We start from the raw sequence: 22,296 nt of genomic DNA on the forward strand, positions 1-22,296 counted from the left end.
ATATAAAAGAATCCATTCGTATTACGAATGGATTTTTTTTTATTCAATTAATTTTATAGGGATAACAGTAAAAATAAAAAAAAACATGAAAAAAGTATCAGTAATAGTAATTATTATGTTGGGTATTTTTGTTTCCTGTAAAAAAGAAACAACAATCCCTTCGCCTCAGATAACCCCAAGCGCTCCTCAAGAAGCTGAGATTATAGAACCAGCAGGTGATCAGTGTTATGTTTCATCAGCTAACAACAGTACTGTAAAATTGAGTTTTAATGTAAACTCACATCAGGAAGTAAACGGAAAACTGAGCTATAATTTATACGGAAAAGATAAAAGTGAAGGAACTTTGATTGGTAATATGAAAGGCGATACCTTAATTGCTGATTATACTTTTACATCAGAAGGTGTTTCTTCGGTTATGGAAGTAGCTTTCCTTCAAAAAAGCGGAACCTTTATAGAGGGATACGGACCAACAACTGAGGCAAATGGCAAAGTAAGTTTTACAAATAAGAAGACTTTAAAATTTGATGGAAAAAGTACATTACTTAAAGTTGATTGTACGGAATAAAATAGTTTTACATCTGACTCGTCCTAAAATAGTCAACCTATTTTAGGACGAGTCATGAAGATATTTGTAGGTAAATTCTAGAAGAAAGGAAATAATAATGAGAAAAATTATTAAAACAATAATTCGAATGTTAAATCTTACAATAATATTGTTAGTTAATTTGTTTATGCTTTTTTTTGCGCAAAAAAAATCTTTCAAAAAAAAAATAAAAGTCTTTAAATTGATTAAAAAAAAATATAATCTTATACTACAATGAACAGCTATTTACTTCTATTCTTTTTAAGCTTTTCGCTATTGTCCAATGCCCAAAACCAAACGAAGATTAAGTTTAGTTATGATAATGCCGGGAATCAGATTAGTAGAACATTATGTGTTAACTGCCCGCCGGAAACAGGCAAACAAGTCAAGGAAATAGAAGCCATTGTTGAAGAAGACCTTGAAAAAATCGAAGGAGAGGAAATGATTTCCTATTACCCGAATCCAGTAAAAGAAGAGTTGTATCTCAAGTGGGAGCTTACGGATGACAATTATGTAACTTCAATTCAGTTGATTTCATTGGCGGGGCAGGTTTTAAATACATTTCGGGAAACTAAAAAGAATAACAGTCAAAACATATTGTTTCAGTCATATCCGTCGGGCGTGTATGTTGTTTTAGTTAACTACAAATCAGGTGATCCAAAAACAATTAAAATTATTAAGCAATAAGATTTAGACATGAAACAATTTTACTTTTTCATTATAGTTTTATTCTCCTCTTTTTCTTTTTCTCAAAATTTCACAGATACTAAAGGAGAATTACAAATAGCAGCTTCAGGTACTGCTACCTATACTTTGCCAATAGCGATGCCGCCCAGTATAAAAAATGTGGCACCTATTATCAATCTTACCTATAGCAGTGGTGTAAGAGGAGGAATTGCAGGACAGGGATGGAGTATCAACAGTATTTCGGCAATCAGTCGTATAGCTACGCGTCGTGATATTGACGGTTTTGTAGACGGAGTTGATTTTGATGATAATGACAAGCTGTCTTTGGATGGCCAGCGCTTATTAATAAAAACAGGTACGTATTGGGCACACGGTTCTACCTACGAAACCGAATATAAAAGCAATACCAAAATAGAATTGAAAATCGAAGGCACTGTAACGTATTTTATAGTCACGGCACCGGATGGTTCCAGAAGCTGGTACGGCTCAAAAGGAGATGGGACGCTGCAAAATTCGGTATCGGTCAATTCCTGGTATATTGTGCGTTTTGAAGATACGTATGGAAATTTTATCGATTATACCTATCAAACGGTTACCTATAACAGTACCAGCCAGCTCTATATTGATACGATTGTTTTTAGCGGCAACACAATAGCAGGAATTGCGGCTCAGGATAAAATTGCTTTTAAATACGATAATGCAAAAAGGGTAGAAAGAGATTTTATGAAAGGGGGTGTAATCTATGCCACTAAAATCTTAAAATTCATAGAGGTATATGCAAACAATGCTATTTTCAGAAAGTATCAATTAACGCATGCGACTGATGATTCAGGATATGAAAGAGTAACAAATATAAAGGAAATCAATGCGCAAAGCGAAGAATCTAATCCTGTAGTTTTTGCATATCATGGTGATGGTATACCCACTACAACTACAAAAACAGAGAAAGTATATACAAATAATTTGAATTTTAGTGAAACAAGTTTAGCTGGTGATTTTGATGGAGATGGTCAGTTAGATTTTGTGGCAGATAATAAGGTGTTTACTGATTTATTCAAAAACGATTCAGGGAATGCAGGGATTAATTTGCCATTTGAAATTAATGTTTACAATAAAACACAAGATTTCACAGCTACTGTTCTTTCTAACGATAAGCTAAATCAATTTAATTCCATAATCAAAACTCAAGCCTATAATGATCGAATAGATTTTAAGTTTTATAAGATGTCAGGAGGCAATATGATTAATGATTATACTAAAACAATATCAATTAATAATTCAGTTACAAACACAGATACTTACACAGAACAATATTTAGACGAAGATCCTTATTACGTTTGTGGAGTAGAAAATAATTGTGCCTACTTAAATCCGGGTTTTTCATTTAACTATACGGAAGGAGATTTTAATGGTGATGGAATTAGCGAAGTATTAATAGAGCATTTTGATAATGAGTCAAATATTAGTAACAATACATATATAAATACGCCTCAGGGTAATTGTCAAACCTGTAGGCAGGAATATAGTTACTCAGGAATTTCATATTATCTTTTAGATTTAAATTCCAATGCTTCTAGTGTAATAAACACTCAGGGGTTTCACAAAATTAGCAATGCTGTAAATATTAGTTACGGAGTAAATGTTGCAAATGGGGCTGCAAGCTTTAGTAAAAAATTTGTTGCTGATTTTAATGGGGATGGGAAATCAGATATTTTGACAATTAAGGATAATAAAGATTATAAAATTATAACTTTTAAGCAACTTTCTACGGCTCCCTGGAGTGAAGTTGAAGTTATTGGAATGGGCGTTCTGGATAAATATTCAACTACAAAGCAATTGTTATTAGGCGATTACAACGGAGATGGAAAAACGGATGTCATGCTTCCTGATGGAGAAGGTGGAGAAGGACAGGTGAAATGGCATATTTATTACAGTAATCCAAAACCGACCGGAGGAGAATTTTTCGTAAAAGAAACTCACGACAATATCGTAGAATACTGGCCTAATACAGGTACACATTTTGATTCTCAAACCCATTTTAGCAATTATTATGCTATTGATATCAACAAAGATGGTAAATCCGATATTGTGCGGGTATGGAGAAGGTATTACAAGCCAAAATGGACTATTAATAACCATAATACAGAATGGTGGGTTAAAGGCTATACTAATAATATAGGAAATACTGCAAGTACTAATAAGTTTCCTATGACTTATGATTCTGGTGTTTCCTTTTCAGGTTCTCCTGATATCCCAATTCCTTTAGTTTCCAATTACAAATACGATGGTGCCAATACTGATTTGGTTATTGTTCGTGGACATTCTAACAAAATCGAATATTACCAATTCAATAAAGATTTTGATAAGGACAATCGATTAAAATCAGTCACAGAAGCCAATGGGAAAATCATTCAGACCATTGATTATAAAGCAATGGAAGCCACAGACGGCAAATTTGGCAATAGCAGCACTGATTTTTATTCTTCGGCAGATGCTGTAAACTATCCCAATATTGAGATTGTCAGAAACTCAGGAAGTTATTTGGTTTCCAAATTAACCGCTACCATCAATGGAGTTTCCAAATACCAGGATTTCAGGTACCGTGGCTATGTATCCAATTTTAATTATGGTACAGTTGGTTTTACCAGAACCACAAGAAGCAGCTGGTATTTATCGGAATCCGATACCAAATTATGGACTACCCAGTACAATGATGTTAACCTAAGAGGTGCAAATACGATAACCTGGTCAAGTACTAATGGTACAACCGTTTTTGATGCTACACCAGGCGGATTATTAAGTACTAAAACGAATGTTTTTTCAACTTATACCAACCCGACGTCAAAAGTATATAATGTACTCTTGGATTCGCAGACCACCCTGGATGCTTTGTCAGGAGTAAAAACCGAAAACATCTACACCTATGATGGTTTTGTCAATTCGACAAGTTATTACGGTTTGGAAAGAAAAGCAGTTACAAAAAAATACAGTGGTTCAACAGAGCAGGGAAGTACAACAGTCGATACAGAATATGACAGTAATCCATCAGGAGCGGGAAGCTCATATTACATCGGAAGGCCTAAAAAAGTAAATACTTCAACCAACAATGTTGCTTCCGGTGATACCCGAACATCTGAAGAAATACATACTTACACAGGAACAAACCTGACCCGAACAGAGAAAAAAGGGCACAATACCTATGCCATTATCGAAGACATGACTTATGATGCAGTAGGGAATCTGCTGACCAAAACGGTTTCTGCCCCTAATGCATTGCGGGCATCGACAGCCCGAAAAATAACAGATGAGTACGATGCCACCAAACGTTTCGTGGTCAAAAAAACAGATCATCAGAACTTTGTAACTAATTTTGTTTACAACAGACTAGGGCAGGTAACACAATCAACAAGTCCTTTTGGAGTAGTAAGCGATTATACATTTGATAATTGGGGAAAACTGACCAAAACCAAAACGACCGGTGTATCTGCCGTACCATTGGAAACTACCATTACCTATGCTAAATTATCAGATGGAGGCTACACTGTTACCAGCCAGAATACAGTAGGCGATAATGCCAAAAGCATCACGCAATATGATGTGTTGGGAAGAGAAGTTATCACAACAACAAAAGGACTGGCAGTTAATTCGACGATTTCAAAACAGGTGGTTTATGACGGTCTGGGAAGAAAGACAAAAGAGAGCGAACCTTATTTTTCATCTCCAAGCCGATGGGTAGAATATGAATATGACTATCTGATGCGTCCGACCAAAATAACACAGCCAACGGGCAGGATACAAACGCTGTCCTATTCAGGTCTGACTACCACAAGCGTTGATGACGGAAAAACAACAACAGCAACGGTAGATGCATTGGGCAATAAAACACAGACGACAGATCCGGGAGGCACCATCGCTTTTTCTTATTATGCCAATGGTCAGTTGAAAGAATCAAATTATGGCGGGCACAAAGTAAACATTACCATCGACGGCTGGGGCAATAAAACCGCCATGACCGACCCTAATGCGGGAATCTATACCTACAGTTACGATGCCTTTGGACAATTAATCACAGAAACGACGCCAAAAGGGCAAACAGATACTTTTTATGATGATTTTGGAAAGGTAACCAAAAGAAAAGTGTCAGGCGATGGGGCAGATATCGAGACAGAATATACCTATAACTCTTTTGCTCAGCTTACAGGTGAGGTCAGCAAAAATAGTTTGGGAGCAAACATAGATAGTTTTGGGTATACCTATGATGAATACCACAGAGCTATAACCAATACAGAGACCAATGCCGCTTTTACACAAACAAAAACCATAACCTACGATAGCTACGGAAGACCAGTTACAGCGACCAATGCAACACAGGATCTGACATCGGGGGTAAGCGAATCTGTTACCACAAAAAACGTGTACAATGCCTACAACGGTATGATGGATAAACTGACAGATGGCAATGATGCCGTTTTATGGCAGCTCAATACAGCCAACGAGAAGATGCAGCCGTTAACCCAAACCTTGGGGAACGGAGTGGCCATAACCAATGCGTATGATGTGCATGGGTATTATACTTCCCAGACACATACCAAAAACAGTATTAATATTGTAAACAATACCTATAGTTTTAATGCCATAAAAGGAACATTGAGCAACCGTCAGAATGTGGCTTTAGGAACATCAGAAACGTTTACCTATGATGCTTTAGACCGACTGACCAACTGGACCAACCCGTTGACAGGTATTGTCGATTCGAATACCTATGATGACAGGGGAAGGATCACCAATAACAACAAACTGGGGGCAGTTACCTACAACGGTAATTTCAATACCGGGATTTACCAGAAGAAAGAAATAGAACTGACAACAGAGGGAGCTGCCTATTACAATGAGCTGCCGAAACAACTGGTAACTTATAACATGTTCAAAAGCCCGATATCAATCAACGAAAGCGACAAGGGCAGTACAGCCTTTACCTACAATTCGCATCTGTCAAGACAGGCGATGAAATTTGGCTACCAGATCCCCACACCGGGAGCAGTTGGTGTATATACCAAAACCAAGAATTATACCGATGATGGCACGGTAGAGATCATCAAAACCCCTACAGAAATTACCATACGAACTTATGTAGGAGGTGATGCCTATGGAGCGCCTTTATATACAGAAAAGACAAAAACAATAGCGACAGGCGTCATTACAGACAAAAAGTATTATCTTCACAGGGATTATCTGGGAAGCATTATCGCTATTTCAGACAACACAGGTACAGCGGTAGAAAGACGCCAGTTTGATGCGTGGGGGAATCTGGCCAAATTGCAGAAAAATGGCGTTGCCATCACCCTGCCAACAAACGGTACAGGGGCAGCGCTGATGATGCTCGACCGTGGTTACACCAGCCACGAGCATCTGGCAGAGGTTGGTCTGATACACATGAACGGCCGTTTGTACGATCCTGTTTTACGTTCTTTTTTAATGCCGGACAATTTTATACAACAGCCTGAGAATACCCAGAATTACAACAGGTATTCCTATGTGCTGAATAATCCGTTGATGTATACGGATCCTAGTGGGGAAGTAGTTATTGGTTTTGCTGGTGCTGTGATAATTGGCGCAACTATAGCAGCATTGACCTATACAGTAACCGCTTTGCTGGCCGATGTGCCGTTTAGTGTTGGCGGTTTGGCTAAAGCTACGTTTATAGGTGCAGCGAGTTCAGCTGTTACATATGGTATTGGTAGTGCGTCAACTAGTTTATTTACCAATTTCTATTCGCAGGCGGCATTTAGTGCAGTGGCTCATGGAACTTTTCAGGGTAGTATGACAGCTATTTCAGGAGGTAAATTCTGGAGTGGTTTTGCGGCTGGTGCTTTGAGTAGTATTGCAGCTAGTGCCTGGAGTGGAGGTAGTACAACTGAAACAAATTTTGAAACCAATAGTAGTTTGACCGAAGGACATTTTGTAACCTCTACTTATGCACATCAGGGAATAAGTGGACCTTTAGGAGCTAATAATGTTGCAGGTATGATTGCTTTTGGTACAGTTTCTGGTGGTGCTGGTGCGGCACTAACTGGTGGTAATTTTTGGCAGGGGGCTGTTACGGGATTAGTTGTTAGTGGATTGAATCATGCAATGCATAAGATAGGAGAACCAAAGCCAAAAATGACCAAAGCAAATGTTTATGTAGAGAATGATGGAGTTGGTCACGTGTATGTTGAAGTTGATGGAACAGTTTATTCTTATGGGAGATACAACGGTAGTTATTCTCCTGCCTCGGGTAGTTTAGGTCCTTTAGGAGATGGTGTTTTGTTAAAACTAGAAGGAGAAAATGCTACTAATTTTATAGCAGAGAGAACTCAAAAATATCCAACAAATAAATATTCGGTTAAAGTCAATGCAGCAAGTACAAAAGCATATTATGATAAATTATATAATTCGGGGACTGCATTAACAGGTAAACAAGGCTTTTATAAATTTGGCAGGGCAATTGACACATATAATCTAGTTGGTCCAGGAGGAAACAATTGTGCGACAATTTCATATAAAGCTTTAAATGCAGGAGGAGGAAATGTTGGTTCTTGGCAAGCTCCAGCAGATGTAAACCGCTATTTTAATGGTGGAAATATATTTTTTAAATAATAATTAAGTCAAATGAAGAAGATAGTAAATATATTATTATTTGGGTGTTTAATATTTATATTCAATGGTCTAATAGATAATTTCTTATCTGAAAAATATGAGACACAATTAGAAGGATTAGGCACCAAAGAAGACATTTTTAAGGCAAATGAGAAAAGAATAAATATTAATGAGAGTAAAAATAGAAGTTTAATTTTTATTTCATTCATATTGATTTTAATTGTTGTTTTTAATTTAAAATATCATCAAATTATCAAAATTTTTAAAAGAAATAATTAGGTGTCCTAATCATAATTACAAAGCAAAAAAGACGCTGTCCATACTTTTCGGACAAGAAAGATCAACAGTTGTAAGTAGACAAACCCACTAGAGCTAGTCTGTGACTAGTAACTTAAATTAGGAATTACCAACAATTAAAAAAGCGAATAATCCTATAGTTATTTTAAGTGGTGAAAGCCGTTATTGTACGTTGTAATCCTCATAAATTTTTATTCTTTCGCCCATCAAAAACATTTTTTTCTTGGCAAAATGAATAGAAAACTGGCTGTACATCCATTCGTCGCTGTCTTCTGTTCTGTACCAAAATGTATAGGAAGCACTGTTGTAGCCTTCCTTCAGTATGGCGGTACCTTCCCAATTGCATTCTATGCCCCAGTTTATTTTTTTCTTGGTCATATCATCATATTGTATCACTCCGGTTCCGTCATCGTTTAAAACTGTACTTGGCTCTTTTTTGTCCGGAGGCAAGAATGTACCGGTAATATGATAAGGAAGGCTAGTGGTAATATAATGTTCTTTTGATTTGTATACGATTTGATCAACCTGAACTTGCGAATGTAATTTGATAGTAACAAAAAATAAGATAAAAAGGAATGTTTTGAGCGTTTTCATTTTACTTAGGTTTTACGTTTTGGAACTTATTTTAAAGAGGGGGAGCATTTATTTAGCTAATATACTTTAATTTTTGAAAGAAAATAACGGTTTATTTTTAATTAACCCAAAAAAAATATTTGAAAAAAAATAAGCAAAAAATAAAATAATTCTTTTTAAAAAAAAGCCTCAGCAATACATATTGCTGAGACCGTCTCTATAATGCAAACTAAATTTAGTTTTTCTCAATCCATTTTCTGGCGTTCACAAAAGCTTCATGCCAGGGAGAAACCTCGTCGTTTCTGTCTTTTGGATAATGTGCCCAGTTCCATTGAAAAGTAGAACGCTCAATATGAGGCATCATAACCAAATGTCTTCCGGTTTTGTCGCATAGCATTGCGGTGTTATAATCAGAACCGTTCGGGTTTGCAGGATATCCTTCGTAAGCATATTTAGAAACAATGTTATACTGATCTTCCGCGTAAGGCAATTTGAATTTACCTTCTCCGTGAGAAACCCAAACTCCTAAAGTGCTTCCTGCCAAAGTCGATAACATAACAGAGTTATTTTCCTGAACCGTTACAGAAGTAAAGATACTTTCGTGTTTCTGGCTTTCGTTGTGGTGCATTTTTCCGTGAACTTCATGCTCTGGATTAATAACTTCTAATTCCATAAACAACTGGCATCCGTTACAGATTCCGACAGATAAAGTATCTTCTCTTTTAAAGAAATTATCTAAAGCTGTTTTTGCTTTTTCGTTGTATAAGAACGCTCCGGCCCAGCCTTTAGCAGAACCTAAAACATCTGAATTAGAGAATCCGCCGACAGCTCCAATAAATTGAATATCTTCAAGTGTTTCACGACCCGAAATTAAATCCGTCATGTGAACATCTTTTACGTCAAATCCGGCTAAGTACATAGCATTTGCCATTTCACGTTCAGAATTACTTCCTTTTTCGCGAATAATAGCTGCTTTTGGTCTTGGTTTAGAAGCGTCAATTACAGGCGCTTTTCCAGTAAAATGTGCAGGGAAAGTATAATTTAAAGCCTGATTTTTATAGTTTTCAAAACGTGCTTTAGCTGTTCCGTTTTTAGATTGTTTTTGATCTAATAAATAGGAAGTTTCGAACCAAACGTGTCTGTAAGCTTTTATGTCTAAAGTCCAAAGTCCAAGGTCTAAAGTCTCAGTAGTTGTCGCTTTTCCTAATTTGAAAAACTCGATATTGTTAGCGTTTAATTTAACTTCAACCGCTTCATCAGATTTAGCCTGAAAAACGATTCCGATGTTTTCAGCGAAAAGGATTTTCAATAAGTCTTTTTCCGCGAAAGCGCTGAAATCAATTTTTGCTCCCAAATTCACATCAGCAAAACACATTTCTAATAAAGTAGTAATCAAACCACCGCTTCCGATATCGTGACCCGCTAAAATTTGGTTTTCGCCGATTAATTCCTGAATGGTATTAAAAGCATTTTTGAAGAAAGAAGCGTCTTTAATGGTAGAAGTTTCGTTTCCGATTGTATTTCTGATTTGTGCAAAAGAAGAACCTCCTAATTTGAAATCATCCTGAGACAAATTGATATAATAAATAGAATCTCCGTCTTTTTGTAAAACAGGTTCAACTACTTTTCTAATGTCTGTACAATTCCCTCCAGCCGAAATAATTACCGTTCCCGGTGCGATTACTTCGTCGTTTGGATATTTTTGTTTCATCGAAAGTGAATCTTTTCCTGTCGGAATATTGATTCCCAATTCGATTGCAAATTCAGAACAACCTTCAACTGCAGCATACAAACGAGCGTCTTCACCTTCGTTTTTACAAGCCCACATCCAGTTGGCAGAAAGTGAAATTCCTTTTATTCCGTCTTTAATCGGAGCCCAGATAATGTTAGATAACGATTCTGCAATAGCATTTCTGGATCCCGCAACCGGATCAATCAAAGCCGCAATAGGAGCGTGCCCGATAGAAGTTGCGATTCCTTCTTTTCCTAAATAATCCAATGCCATCACACCAACATTATTCAAAGGTAATTGCAAAGGTCCTGCACATTGCTGTTTAGCCACTCTTCCACCAACACAACGATCCACTTTATTGGTTAACCAGTCTTTTGAAGCTACAGCTTCTAAACGCAAAACGTCTTTTAAATAACTTTCAAAATCATTTGACGAATACGAAACATCAGCATATTTTCTGTCGATAGTTTTATCAGTCATAACCGTTTTTGGAGAACTTCCGAAGAAATCTTCCAAAGCATAATCCATCGGTTTTGAACCATTTGAATGTGACTGGAAAGTAAAACGATGATCTCCCGTTACATCTCCAACCTGATACATTGGCGAACGCTCTCTGTCGGCAATTCTTTGTAACGTATCAATATCTTTTTGACCGATAACCAATCCCATTCTTTCCTGAGACTCGTTACCGATAATTTCTTTAGCAGAAAGTGTCGGGTCTCCAACAGGCAGTTTGTCTAAATCGATTAAACCTCCGGTTTCTTCTACCAGTTCAGAAAGACAGTTTAAGTGTCCACCTGCACCGTGATCGTGAATTGAAACAATTGGATTATGATCACTTTCTACCAAACCACGAATGGCGTTTGCAGCACGTTTTTGCATCTCAGGGTTAGAACGCTGAATCGCGTTTAACTCAATTCCTGAACCAAAAGCACCTGTATCTGCAGATGAAACTGCAGCACCACCCATTCCGATTCTGTAATTTTCTCCTCCAAGAATTACGATTTTATCGCCTTCTTGTGGTTTTTTCTTAATTGATTGATCTAGCTTTCCGTAACCAATTCCACCCGCCTGCATGATTACTTTATCGTAACCTATTTTGCGGTTGTTTTCTTCGTGTTCGAAAGTTAAAACAGAACCTGTAATAAGCGGTTGCCCGAATTTATTTCCAAAATCAGATGCTCCGTTTGAAGCTTTGATTAAAATATCCATTGGAGTTTGGTACAGCCATTTTCTTTCTTCAAGAGCATTCTCCCATTTTCTGTCGTCGTTCAAACGAGAATAAGAAGTCATATAAACTGCAGTTCCAGCCAATGGCAATGAACCTTGACCTCCTGCAAGACGGTCACGGATTTCTCCTCCAGATCCTGTTGCGGCTCCGTTGAAAGGCTCTACAGTAGTTGGGAAATTGTGTGTTTCTGCTTTTAATGAGATAACCGAGTCAAATTCTTTTATCTCGTAAAAATCAGGTTTGTCAGCAGATTTTGGTGCAAATTGCTGTAATTTTGGCCCTTTTACAAAAGCAACGTTGTCTTTGTAAGCAGACACGATATCGTTAGGATTTTCCTGTGATGTTTTTTTGATTAATTTAAAAAGAGAAGTTTCTTTTTCTTCGCCATCAATTACAAAAGTTCCGTTGAAAATTTTGTGACGACAGTGTTCTGAATTCGCTTGTGAGAAAGCAAATATTTCAGAATCGGTTAACTTTCTTCCTAATTTTACAGCAAGATTATCTAAGTAATCTACTTCTTCCTGGCTTAAAGCCAAACCTTCCACTTTATTATATGTTGCAATATCATCTATTTCCAGAATTGATTCCGGCTGAATGTTAATAGTGAAAATCTCCTGATCTAATTCATTGAATTTCTGAGAAAGCATCGGATCGAAATCAGTAAAATATTCCGTTGCAGGATGAAATTCTTCAATTCTGATAATGCCCGGAATCCCCATGTTTTGAGTGATTTCTACAGCATTAGTACTCCAGGGTGTGATCATAGTGGCACGAGGACCAACAAAAAAACCCGTCAGTACGGATTTATCGATCTTATTTGCATCGGCAAAAAGCCAGTTTAATTTTGAAATGTCTTGAGCTGAAATTTCGTTTTGCGTTTGTACGGCAAAAACAGTTTTGCTTTGGTTTTCAAAGAAATGGATCATTTGTGTAGTTTGTTGTATTGAAGGTGCAAATTTAGTGTAAATAAATAGTAAGCGCAAATTTGGAACCCTCTCTTTAAAAAAAAGTTGAAGATGCTTTTTTACTGCAGATTTCGAGGATTTTTTCAGTTGTACGAAGAGAAAAAAAATAGTTTCACGAAGATTTTGAAGATTAAGCAGATCAATTTTTGAATTATGTAAACTGTTTAAATCATTTATTCATAAAAGAATTCCTTAAATCTGCGGGAAAAATAAAAACAAAAAAGCAGCAAAAAATGCTGCTTTTAATTTAAAATGACTAATTTTTAATTAGTTGATGACTAACTTTTTGACTACAGTTTTTTCTGCTGTGGTAACTTTAACCATGTAAATCCCTTTAGGAAGATGACTTACTGATACAGCATTATCTGAAGTATTTTGTTTTTCAAATACTTTTTGACCTGTAAATGAAATAATTTCTATTGAATACGATATCGAATCACTGTAGCTTATCGTAAAGTTTCCGTTAGAAGGATTTGGGTAAATTAAAATAGCTTCAGGAGTTTCAACAATTTCTTCATTCGCTTCTTTTGTTGGTTTACTTGCTAAATTGTTACAAGTATCTGTAGCATAAGAATCCCATTGAGAACTCAAATTAAAAGTAGTTGTTGGAGCAGTAACAGTCGATTTTCGTCTCAAAGTTACATCGGCTGCAAAGTTGGCTGTTCCACCGTTAAAAGTACCGATGATATCAATCAAAACGCCGTTTTTAAATAAACCAACCGCATCATTTCCGTTAAAAGTAAGTTCTGTTGCAGCTGTCGAAATATTGGCGGTACCCGTTAAAAAGCAGGCTGAAGAAATCAAGTTGTTAACAATTACATATTTGCTTCCTGTTGTTAGTGTTCCGCTCAAAGTTAAGCCTGTACTCCATGCTCCGGCGCCATTTGTCTGTTTTTTTATGGTATAAACAGACATGTTAACCGAACTGCCGGTATTATTGGCTATTTCTAAAGCTTTATTGTTTGAAGACCCTTCAATATATTCAGAGAAAAGCAGGTCTGTAGCCGTTCCTGTTCCGCTGCTGTTGGTTGTTACAGAAATTGTATTACTCGACGCCGAAGTGTTTCCTGCAGCATCTTTGGCTTTTACATAAATAGAATAACTTGTAGAAGCAGTTAAACCTGTTATTGTTGCTGTTGTTCCTGAAACATTCGTTTTTAAAACGCTGTTTGCATAAACATCGTAACTAGTAACACCTACATTATCTGTAGAAGCGGTCCAGCTTAAAGAGATCGACGTTGCGGTTTTGGTTGTAGAGGCTACACTTGTTGGGGCAGTCGGAGCTGTGGTATCGCCGGATCCTGACGTGCCGCCCCAAATCTGATTTACATATTCAGGATGATCGATAAACGGATTTCGATTATTTTGGCGTGCATAAATTGCATTATTTCGGGCAATTTCTCTTGCGCTTACAGGATCTTGTGCATTCCAGGTCAAAAGTATATTTAGGAAAGCAGTTGTAAATACCTGGTTGCTTGTACCATTAAACATGGCGTATGAATATCCGCCAACCGTATTTTCATAACGTGTGGCAAAGTAAAAATACATTCGGGCAATGTCACCTTTAAAAGCGTTAATGGGTTCAAAAACAGTCCCTGAATATCCGGAAACTGCACTTGATCCTAATTTGCTTCCGTTTTGAGAAGTATATGTTGCTGAACTTACTGTTCCGTGTGGGTAATTAGAACGTATTCCATTAACTTTTCCGTCTGTTGGCGTTATAAAATGAGCATCAGCGACCATTGGGGATTGTTCATTAAAAACAGATTGTGGGATTATATGTTCCCTATTGTAACAATCACCTTCAACAGAATAGTTCCCGCATCGTTGCGTACTTCCTGTGCTATAATTGTAAGGATCTGTCCCTGATGGATTTTCAGAATACATGTCTAAAATAGTTCCGTCGTTTTCGTAGAAATTATCAACGTCTGAAGTTAAATAGGTGGTATAAAGTCCTGCATAACCATTATTCGTATGATCCTTAATAATGTTATACAATTGAGTTTTTAATGTGTATCCGGTTCCGGTTGCGGTGTTGTAATAGCCTGACGGAATTTGTGCAAAGCCCGCTGTAACGCACACTAATAACAGTAATAAGTAATTTTTTTTCATAAATAAGTTTTTTAGGTTTTGTGAAATACTATTTTAAGAATCTGATGTTTAGAGTTTTAAAATAGATACACAGCAAATCTATTACTTTTATGAATAGGATACGTTAAGCGACGTTTAATTTTAAGTGTATTTTCTTACTGATGTTTTTTCCGCATGAAGAGGGCAATTACAAAAGATTTATTTGGGTAATGAATTTTTTTATTGCTTTTTGATATTCTTTTTCAGCTCTGATGCTTCTGTCGTCGATTGTCTCAATTTTATAATCGTGGGCTTTGTTATTTTAATTTTCTAAAACCCAAGTTGTTTTTATAAGAAAACACACTGTTTTTTATAATGTTATTTTTTAAATTTTCTGTTTCAAAAAATTACTTCGGAAAATCTTTACTCTGATAAGCTCCTAAATCAGGTGGAGAAGTTCTGGTATTTCCTAAAATATCTAACGGAATAATATAGGCCTGATTCCCTTTTGCGAAAGCGGCAGAAGTTTTATCAATGTTAAGTTTATTCAGGTTTGTATTGAAAAACGTCGGGTTTTCGTTTAAAATAATAGCGTTATAATGTGCTGTATCTGTACTGAATTGATAATCGGGATTTGAAGTACTGCCGAATTTCAGTAAACAATTATTTAACTGATAAACGAAAGCAGCAGCAGTATTTTTGTCTAAATTGAATTCATTAGCATTTGAACCATAAATAATACAATTGTTAAAAGTGGCCTGAGTCAGTGGATTGTTTTCAGGTATGGCTCCTGTAAGTTTGTTGCTTAAATGTACTGCAAACTGTTGTCCGCCGGACCAAGTGTTGTTAAATGTGCAATGTGTAAATTTATAATCGCCTCCGTAAACGCAAGACAGAGCTGCTAAACCGGCATAATTGATAACGATATTTTCTCCGTTAATTTTAGCATTTTGTGCCAGAATCCCGTAATTAGAACAATCATAAATCTGTGTGTTTGTAATCTGAAAAGTTGTGCCGTCCTGATTTCTGATGTCCAGACCAACTATGGCGTTTTTTAAAGTAAGGTGATTTATAGAATGATTAGTGCTTCCGTCAGCGAAAATAACTGAATTCCATTGTCCGGGAACATCAGAATATTCAGGTTCCAGACGATCGCCTTCAAAAACCACTTCGTTATCTAAATTCTTAGTTGTTGAAATAGCTCCATTAATTTGAAGAGAAGCTTTATTGCTTATAAAAAGTCCTGATTTATCGTGAAAATGAACCCTTGATCCGGCTTCAAAAGTTATGGTTTTGTTTTCAGGAACCCCTGCATATCCGTAAATAACATAAGGTTTTTGTTTGGTAAAAATCAACTCGTTTCCGTTGGTTTCATCGTTGTCGTCCAGATAAAATCCGTCGACTTCTTTTCCGTCAATCTCAATTTTTTCTTTGGTTCCGTCAGGATTTTGCTTCGGATATAAAAAAACAGCATCCTGAATTAAGGTAACCAAGGCTACTTTTTGAAGATTTGAGCCACTGTCAAACTGAATTTCATCTGTATATAAAAAATCAGTTGGATTAGCATCGGTTATATCTGCTGTAGTTTCAATAAAAATGTACAAACTGTCTTTGGACAAAAGCGTAACATTGTTGAAAACCTTGCCATTATTGCCGTTCATTCCGTCAACAGTCATTCTGTATTTTGAGGTCAAACCGTTTTTTAGCTGAATAATCGGAATATTAATGTCTTCTTTACTGCGGTTGTAGACTTTTAGGTTATAAGTGCTTGATCCTATGTTTTTAAAAACGGTATCTAAATAAACCGTGTCTTTTGAAAATTTTAAATCCCCGGAACTGGCAACTGTGTCAAAATCGGTTCGGCATGAACTGGCAGCTAAAAGGATTCCGAAAATAAGGAGCACAAAAAAATGACGCATTTGAATTGATTTTCTGTAAAAATAACAAAAATCTTATAGGTTGTAAACGGATTTTTAATTTTAGAATTGCTTTTTCAGATTTGTATCTTATCTTTCTTTAATTTTACGATTTTAAAGCTTATTTTAATGAATCATACAAAAGAGCAGATTATAGCGTTTTGCAATGAGTTTTCGAAAAACACTTTGATGGAAACGCTAAAAATAGAATATATAGATGCAGGTGAAGATTTTTTAGTTGCCAAAATGCCTGTAAATCCTTCAGTTCATCAGCCAATGGGGCTTTTGCATGGAGGTGCTTCGGTGGCCTTGGCAGAGAGTGTGGGTAGTGCTGCATCTCATTTTTTTATCAATGTAAAAGAACAGGAAGTACGAGGTATAGAAATTTCGGCTAACCATTTAAAAAGTATCCGTGAGGGTATTGTTTTCGGGACAGCCCGTATCATTCATAAAGGCAGAAGCCTTCATCTTTGGGAAATTAAAATTACTGATGAAGCGGGGAACTTGATTTCGCTTTGTAAATTGACAAACATCGTTCTGGAGAAAAAGAAAGCTGAATAATGAAAATGAATAATTTCTTTTCGAAGATAAAATTACATAAAGCACAAAACTTACCTTTTGTACTTTATTCAAAGCCAAATTCTAAAAACCTCATTGTTTTTTTGCAGCAAAATGATACTTTATATAAAGTTTCGAATTACAGCGAAAAAGGATTTGTATTTGCCTCATTTGATGAAAAACAACTGATTTTAATTCCAAAAAATGCATCAGAAATTATCAGTATTGATAAAGAAATAATAGAATTTTCATCGATTGAAACTGATGATTGGAATTTTAATTCTGAAGAAAAAAAAGATTATGAAGATTTAGTCGTAAAAGGAATTAAAGCAATCAAAAATGACGAATTCAAGAAAGTCGTTTTATCGAGAAGCGAAATTGTAGATTTAGCGGAATTTGATTTTATTGCGACATTTCAGCATTTGGTTCAATTATATCCTACCACTTTTACATATTGCTTTTTTCATCCAAAAATAGGACTTTGGATAGGAGCAACACCAGAGCAATTGCTAAAAGCAAAAGGAAATGTTTTTGAAACAACCGCTTTGGCCGGGACACAAAAAGCAAATTTAGAAACTGAAATACGTTGGGAACAAAAAGAAAAAGACGAACAGCAATATGTAACTGATTTTATTGTAAAACGTTTACGGGAAGTTGCAAATTCAGTTGTGGTTACAGAACCCTACAGTATTAAAGCGGGGGCAATCTGGCATATTAAAACAGATATTTCGGGAGTTTTGAATGATAATTCGACTTTAGAAGAAGTTATCGATACCCTTCATCCAACACCGGCAGTTTGTGGTTTGCCAAAGAAAAAAGCAAAAGCTTTTATTTTAGAAAACGAAAATTATGACCGTACTTTTTACACGGGTTTCTTAGGCGAATTAAACAGCAGTTTCTCTGGAAATGAAATAAATTCTGATTTATTTGTAAATTTACGGAGCATGCAGATCCGTGAGAACAAAGCTGTTTTGTATATGGGCTGCGGAATTACAAAAGAAAGCATTCCTGAAAAAGAGTGGGAGGAAAGTGTCAATAAATCGATGACGATGAAGAGAGTCTTGAGAATAAAGAATAAAGAATAAAGAATAAAGAATAAAGAATAAAGAATAAAGAATAAAGAATAAAGAATAAAGAATAAAGAATAAAGAATAAAGAATAAAGAATAAAGAATGTTGTTAAAAACAATTTTAGTTTTCAAAATTGAGATTGAATTGATTTTTGAACTTGCCATTGTTATTGATTTTTGCCATTGAATTTGATAAATTATGAAATTAGATATATTAGCATTTGGTGCACATCCGGATGATGTAGAATTAGGATGTGCCGGAACCATTTTAAAGGAAATATCGCTAGGTAAAAAAGTAGGTATTGTTGATTTGACCCGAGGTGAGTTAGGAACCCGGGGAACAGCAGAGATCAGGGATAAAGAAGCGAGAGCAGCAGCGAAAATTCTAGGGGTTTTAGTTCGTGAAAATCTGGCTATGCGAGATGGTTTCTTTATAAATGACGAAAAGCATCAGACGGAAATTATTAAAATGATTCGGAAATATAAACCCGAAATTGTTTTATGCAATGCAATAGACGATCGCCACATCGATCACGGTAAAGGTAGTAAGTTGGTTTCTGACTCTTGTTTTTTGTCGGGATTGATGAAAATTGAAACTTCATTTGACGGAAAAAAACAGGATGCCTGGAGACCCAAAGTAGTCTATCATTATATTCAGTGGAAAAATATCGAACCCGATTTCGTTGTAGATATTACAGGATTTGAAGAAAAGAAAACGGAAGCAATACTGGCTTATAAAACGCAATTTTATGATCCCGATTCCAAAGAGCCGGCAACACCTATTACAAGTAAAAATTTTCTGGAAAGCTTAAATTACAGGGCGCAGGACTTAGGAAGGCTGGTTGGAAAAGATTTTGCTGAAGGTTTTACAGTTGAAAGGTATTTGGCTGTCAATAGCTTAGGAGATTTGATATAAAAAGATGGATTTTTTTTTAATTTTTTCTTTGTAGAAGTAAACCTTTGTCATATATTTGCAACCGCTAAGAGAAAGCTTAGCTAAAATGGTGGTTGTAGCTCAGTTGGTTAGAGTAGCGGTTTGTGGTGCCGCGGGTCGCCGGTTCGAACCCGGTCAGCCACCCAGAAATTTAAAGCCTTGAAATGATTCAGGGCTTTTTTTGTGGATTAAATTTACGGATAACCCGATAAATGGAGGATCAGGTGCAAAAGTTGGGGATTAGGCAAAAAGATTATATAATCTGGATAAAAAGAAGTCTATATTTCTAAATAAGGATCAAAACTAAAAGAAGTAGTCCGAAATGTAAAATCAATTGTTACATTTCTCTATTTCGATGATTATTTAATCAAACATTATCTCATCAAAAGAGCTTTTACTAAAATAGAGTTAATAAAAAACGCTGAAAATTATTGATGATTTTCAGCGTTTTACTTTTCGGACAGCCTCTTAATTTCTTTTTTGAGGTTTAAGGTATATTATCCTGGAAATTCTCCTCCGTTATCTCCTCCACCTTCATTTCTAGGCACTCCGTTCTTTTCTCTATCATTTTTAGACTTGTTGAAACGATAAGTAAACGATAAATTGAACTGACGTTTGCGGAACTGAAATTCACTATAAGCTGTTTGAGTCATTAAATCCTTATTATCATCATCGTAAAAGTTGGTATATGACCTCATTTTTCTTGAATTGAAAATATCACTGATATTGAATGCAATGGTTGCTTTGTCTTTTAAGACATCTTTACTGAAAGCGGTATTTAAACCGAATTGTCCAAGATTTTTACCTTGCGCTGTTTTTTGCTCCCCATTGTAATTGCCACTTAACTGCCAGTCAATTTTATATGGCAGGGTTACTTTTGAACTAATTCTGGAAAACCATGTAGTAGCCTGATTATTCAGGTTTTGTACAATCACGTTCCCATTATTATCTTCGTAGCTATTTTCTCCTGTTGTTTTTACATTATAAAAATTGAAGTTACTATTTAATTTCCACCATTTGAATGGGGTATAATTTAATGTAAATTCAAAACCAATTTTTTGTTCTTTTCCTACGTTAATTGGTGAATTTTTAATAACCGGAATTCCATCAACTGTTTCACCAGGTGCAGGAGTTACAACATTACCATCAGGAGTTACAACATCGCCTGTAGGAAATCTTACAAAACTAAAAACATCTTTTGTATCTTCAAAATAAGCCGAAGTGCTAAAAGTTACCTTATCCCAACGTTTGAGATACCCAATATCATACTTATCTGTTAGGGAAGGATTTAAATCAGGATTCCCCTGAAATATATTGATATTGCTGGCATAGTTTACCGCCGGGTTCATAAAACGTCCTCTTGGTCTTGATAAACGCTTACTGTAACTTGCATTAAAATTACTCTGAGTTGATATTTCATAGCTTATAAAAGCACTTGGAAATAAATTATTGTAATTCTTAGTATTAAATTTATTTGTATCTAAAAGATTTACTTCAATATTGGTGTCTTCCCAACGCAATCCAAATAAATAAGAAAATTTATTTACTTTAAAACCGTATGAAGTATACAATGCATTTATATTTTCTTTGTACTCTAAAGTATTGGATAAATTTTCATCTTTTTCATACATCCCATTGACAAGATTGGCAACATAGTATACATTATTTAAATCGCCAAAGCTTCCTTTGTATCCTGCTTCAAACTGGCTTCCTTTTCCTAATGGCAAAACATAGTCTGCCTGTAACTGAATTTGTTTCTGAACCTGATTATTTAACGTTCTATTGAAAGTAGGCTCTGCTGTAATTACGCTGTTACTGTCGTCTGTGTTTCGTGAAATCGATAAATCGGCTGTAAGTTTATGCCCTTTATCGTTGAAATTTTTAATTAAATTGGATGTATATTCTACATTTTCCCCTCCAGTATCTCCATTATTTAATCTGGATGAATTTCCTGTAGCAACACGATTAGCATCATAATTATAATAATTGATCAGATCTCTGTCTTCTCCTGTATTTTTTTGATAATTGATCGCATTTGTCCAGAAAGTCGTTGGCGTAATTGACCATTCTATTCCGGCCCTTCCATTAAATCCGTCTCTGGTTCTTTTAGTGTCACGGGTTTCATCTAAGTATGATTTAGGAGAACCATCCTCATTAAAGTATTTTGTATTGGTTAAACCTTCTCCTTCATTTGTTCTGTAATTATATCCGGCTGTAGTAAAATAATTTAATTTTTCCGTTTTATAATTCAGATTGGCACTAAGTCCATACGTTTCAGGAAGTCCTGTTGAGGCAATAAAAGTTCCGTTGAAACCTTGATTTTTTCCTTTTTTAAGAATAATATTAATCAAACCAGAACCACCTTCTGCATCATAACGTGCTGATGGATTGGTAATCACTTCAACTTTATCAATTGCATCTGCGGGTAATTGGCGAAGAGCTTCGGCAATATTAATTGCGTTTGAAGGTCTTCCGTCTATTAAAATTCGGATATTATCGCTTCCTCTTAAGCTTACATTTCCTTCTGTATCGACAGAAACTGATGGAACATTGTCTAAAACGTCACTCACTGTTCCACCTTTTACCATCATATCCTGACCAACATTGTAAACTTTTTTGTCAAGCTTTATTTCAACCGTCGATTTTTCAGCGCGAACTAACACTTCATTTAATTGTGCGGCATCTTCAGCAAGATTTACATCTCCCAAATTTGTATCAGCCGATATATTTTTCCCTTTTATTTCAGTGGACTTAAACGAAATAAATTCAATTTTGATATCATAAATACCAGGTGCAACAACCACATCAAACTCTCCTTTTGGATTGGTAATTCCTCCTGCTATAACTTTAGTCTGATTAACCGGAGTAACAGAAATAGTGGCATACTCCAATGGTTGTTTTGTTACTTTTTCTAAAACTTTTCCTGTGATTTTTACTTTATTTTGGCTTGTAGATCTTTCTTGTGCAAAATTATACATCCCTGAGAACAGAAACATGATTAATATTGCAAATTTGATTTTTTTCATTATTTTTTTTGTTATC

Annotated in this window: 12 protein-coding genes and 1 tRNA gene; 8 read left to right on the forward strand and 5 right to left on the reverse strand. The window is 35.7% G+C overall.

Annotated features, from left to right (window positions below; translation table 11 throughout):
- Nucleotides 1–85 precede the first annotated feature (85 nt).
- The 4 genes from DMB65_RS01770 (at nucleotide 86) to DMB65_RS01785 (ending at nucleotide 8,188) form a co-directional block, all read left to right on the forward strand.
- Entirely contained in the window at nucleotides 86–565 is a 480-nt protein-coding gene (locus tag DMB65_RS01770; protein WP_110305050.1) for a hypothetical protein, read from the forward strand.
- A 252-nt stretch (nucleotides 566–817) separates the two neighbouring features.
- Nucleotides 818–1,270, forward strand: coding sequence for a T9SS type A sorting domain-containing protein (locus DMB65_RS01775; protein WP_110304951.1), 453 nt, complete (start codon nucleotides 818–820; stop codon nucleotides 1,268–1,270).
- Nucleotides 1,271–1,279: 9 nt separating this feature from the next.
- Nucleotides 1,280–7,909, forward strand: a complete 6,630-nt coding sequence (locus tag DMB65_RS01780; protein WP_110304952.1) for an RHS repeat-associated core domain-containing protein — start codon at nucleotides 1,280–1,282, stop codon at nucleotides 7,907–7,909.
- A 12-nt stretch (nucleotides 7,910–7,921) separates the two neighbouring features.
- Nucleotides 7,922–8,188 carry a hypothetical protein gene (locus DMB65_RS01785; protein ID WP_110304953.1) on the forward strand — a complete coding sequence of 89 codons (267 nt, stop codon included), beginning with the start codon at nucleotides 7,922–7,924 and terminating at the stop codon, nucleotides 8,186–8,188.
- Between the two features lie 180 nt (nucleotides 8,189–8,368).
- On the opposite strand, the gene DMB65_RS01790 is transcribed toward DMB65_RS01785, so the two are convergent.
- The 4 genes from DMB65_RS01790 to DMB65_RS01805 all read right to left on the reverse strand — a co-directional run bounded on the left by DMB65_RS01790 (nucleotide 8,369) and on the right by DMB65_RS01805 (nucleotide 16,696).
- Nucleotides 8,369–8,800 carry a hypothetical protein gene (locus DMB65_RS01790; RefSeq protein ID WP_110304954.1) on the reverse strand — a complete coding sequence of 144 codons (432 nt, stop codon included), beginning with the start codon at nucleotides 8,798–8,800 and terminating at the stop codon, nucleotides 8,369–8,371.
- A gap of 214 nt (nucleotides 8,801–9,014) precedes the next feature.
- A complete protein-coding gene (purL, locus tag DMB65_RS01795) occupies nucleotides 9,015–12,668 on the reverse strand; it encodes a phosphoribosylformylglycinamidine synthase (RefSeq protein WP_110304955.1) in 3,654 nt (1,217 codons plus the stop codon).
- A gap of 306 nt (nucleotides 12,669–12,974) precedes the next feature.
- A complete protein-coding gene (locus DMB65_RS01800; protein ID WP_110304956.1) occupies nucleotides 12,975–14,819 on the reverse strand; it encodes an endonuclease in 1,845 nt (614 codons plus the stop codon).
- Nucleotides 14,820–15,184: 365 nt separating this feature from the next.
- Nucleotides 15,185–16,696: a hypothetical protein gene (locus DMB65_RS01805; RefSeq protein ID WP_110304957.1), complete on the reverse strand. Its 1,512-nt coding sequence runs from the start codon at nucleotides 16,694–16,696 to the stop codon at nucleotides 15,185–15,187.
- A gap of 126 nt (nucleotides 16,697–16,822) precedes the next feature.
- On the opposite strand from DMB65_RS01805, the gene DMB65_RS01810 reads away from it, so the two are divergent.
- The 4 genes from DMB65_RS01810 to DMB65_RS01830 all read left to right on the forward strand — a co-directional run bounded on the left by DMB65_RS01810 (nucleotide 16,823) and on the right by DMB65_RS01830 (nucleotide 19,398).
- Entirely contained in the window at nucleotides 16,823–17,254 is a 432-nt protein-coding gene (locus DMB65_RS01810; RefSeq protein ID WP_110304958.1) for a PaaI family thioesterase, read from the forward strand.
- A gap of 5 nt (nucleotides 17,255–17,259) precedes the next feature.
- Entirely contained in the window at nucleotides 17,260–18,336 is a 1,077-nt protein-coding gene (locus tag DMB65_RS01815) for a chorismate-binding protein (RefSeq protein ID WP_110305051.1), read from the forward strand.
- Between the two features lie 183 nt (nucleotides 18,337–18,519).
- On the forward strand, nucleotides 18,520–19,236 hold the full coding sequence (bshB1, locus tag DMB65_RS01825) for a bacillithiol biosynthesis deacetylase BshB1 (RefSeq protein ID WP_110304959.1): 717 nt from the start codon (nucleotides 18,520–18,522) through the stop codon (nucleotides 19,234–19,236).
- Between the two features lie 88 nt (nucleotides 19,237–19,324).
- Nucleotides 19,325–19,398 (forward strand) — tRNA-His (locus tag DMB65_RS01830).
- A gap of 353 nt (nucleotides 19,399–19,751) precedes the next feature.
- On the opposite strand, the gene DMB65_RS01835 is transcribed toward DMB65_RS01830, so the two are convergent.
- Nucleotides 19,752–22,280: an outer membrane beta-barrel family protein gene (locus DMB65_RS01835; protein WP_110305052.1), complete on the reverse strand. Its 2,529-nt coding sequence runs from the start codon at nucleotides 22,278–22,280 to the stop codon at nucleotides 19,752–19,754.
- Between the last annotated feature and the right edge of the window lie 16 nt (nucleotides 22,281–22,296).

It is taken from the genome of Flavobacterium cheongpyeongense (assembly GCF_003202435.1).
Taxonomy (GTDB): domain Bacteria; phylum Bacteroidota; class Bacteroidia; order Flavobacteriales; family Flavobacteriaceae; genus Flavobacterium; species Flavobacterium cheongpyeongense.

Excerpts from the sequence above, each read along its gene's own strand:
- DMB65_RS01770 (WP_110305050.1), top strand. The coding sequence starts at position 86 with ATGAAAAAAGTATCAGTAATAGTAATTATTATGTTGGGTATTTTTGTT.
- DMB65_RS01775 (WP_110304951.1), top strand. The coding sequence starts at position 818 with ATGAACAGCTATTTACTTCTATTCTTTTTAAGCTTTTCGCTATTGTCC.
- DMB65_RS01780 (WP_110304952.1), top strand. The coding sequence starts at position 1,280 with ATGAAACAATTTTACTTTTTCATTATAGTTTTATTCTCCTCTTTTTCT.
- DMB65_RS01785 (WP_110304953.1), top strand. The coding sequence starts at position 7,922 with ATGAAGAAGATAGTAAATATATTATTATTTGGGTGTTTAATATTTATA.
- DMB65_RS01790 (WP_110304954.1), bottom strand. The coding sequence starts at position 8,800 with ATGAAAACGCTCAAAACATTCCTTTTTATCTTATTTTTTGTTACTATC.
- purL (WP_110304955.1), bottom strand. The coding sequence starts at position 12,668 with ATGATCCATTTCTTTGAAAACCAAAGCAAAACTGTTTTTGCCGTACAA.
- DMB65_RS01800 (WP_110304956.1), bottom strand. The coding sequence starts at position 14,819 with ATGAAAAAAAATTACTTATTACTGTTATTAGTGTGCGTTACAGCGGGC.
- DMB65_RS01805 (WP_110304957.1), bottom strand. The coding sequence starts at position 16,696 with ATGCGTCATTTTTTTGTGCTCCTTATTTTCGGAATCCTTTTAGCTGCC.
- DMB65_RS01810 (WP_110304958.1), top strand. The coding sequence starts at position 16,823 with ATGAATCATACAAAAGAGCAGATTATAGCGTTTTGCAATGAGTTTTCG.
- DMB65_RS01815 (WP_110305051.1), top strand. The coding sequence starts at position 17,260 with ATGAATAATTTCTTTTCGAAGATAAAATTACATAAAGCACAAAACTTA.
- bshB1 (WP_110304959.1), top strand. The coding sequence starts at position 18,520 with ATGAAATTAGATATATTAGCATTTGGTGCACATCCGGATGATGTAGAA.
- DMB65_RS01835 (WP_110305052.1), bottom strand. The coding sequence starts at position 22,280 with ATGAAAAAAATCAAATTTGCAATATTAATCATGTTTCTGTTCTCAGGG.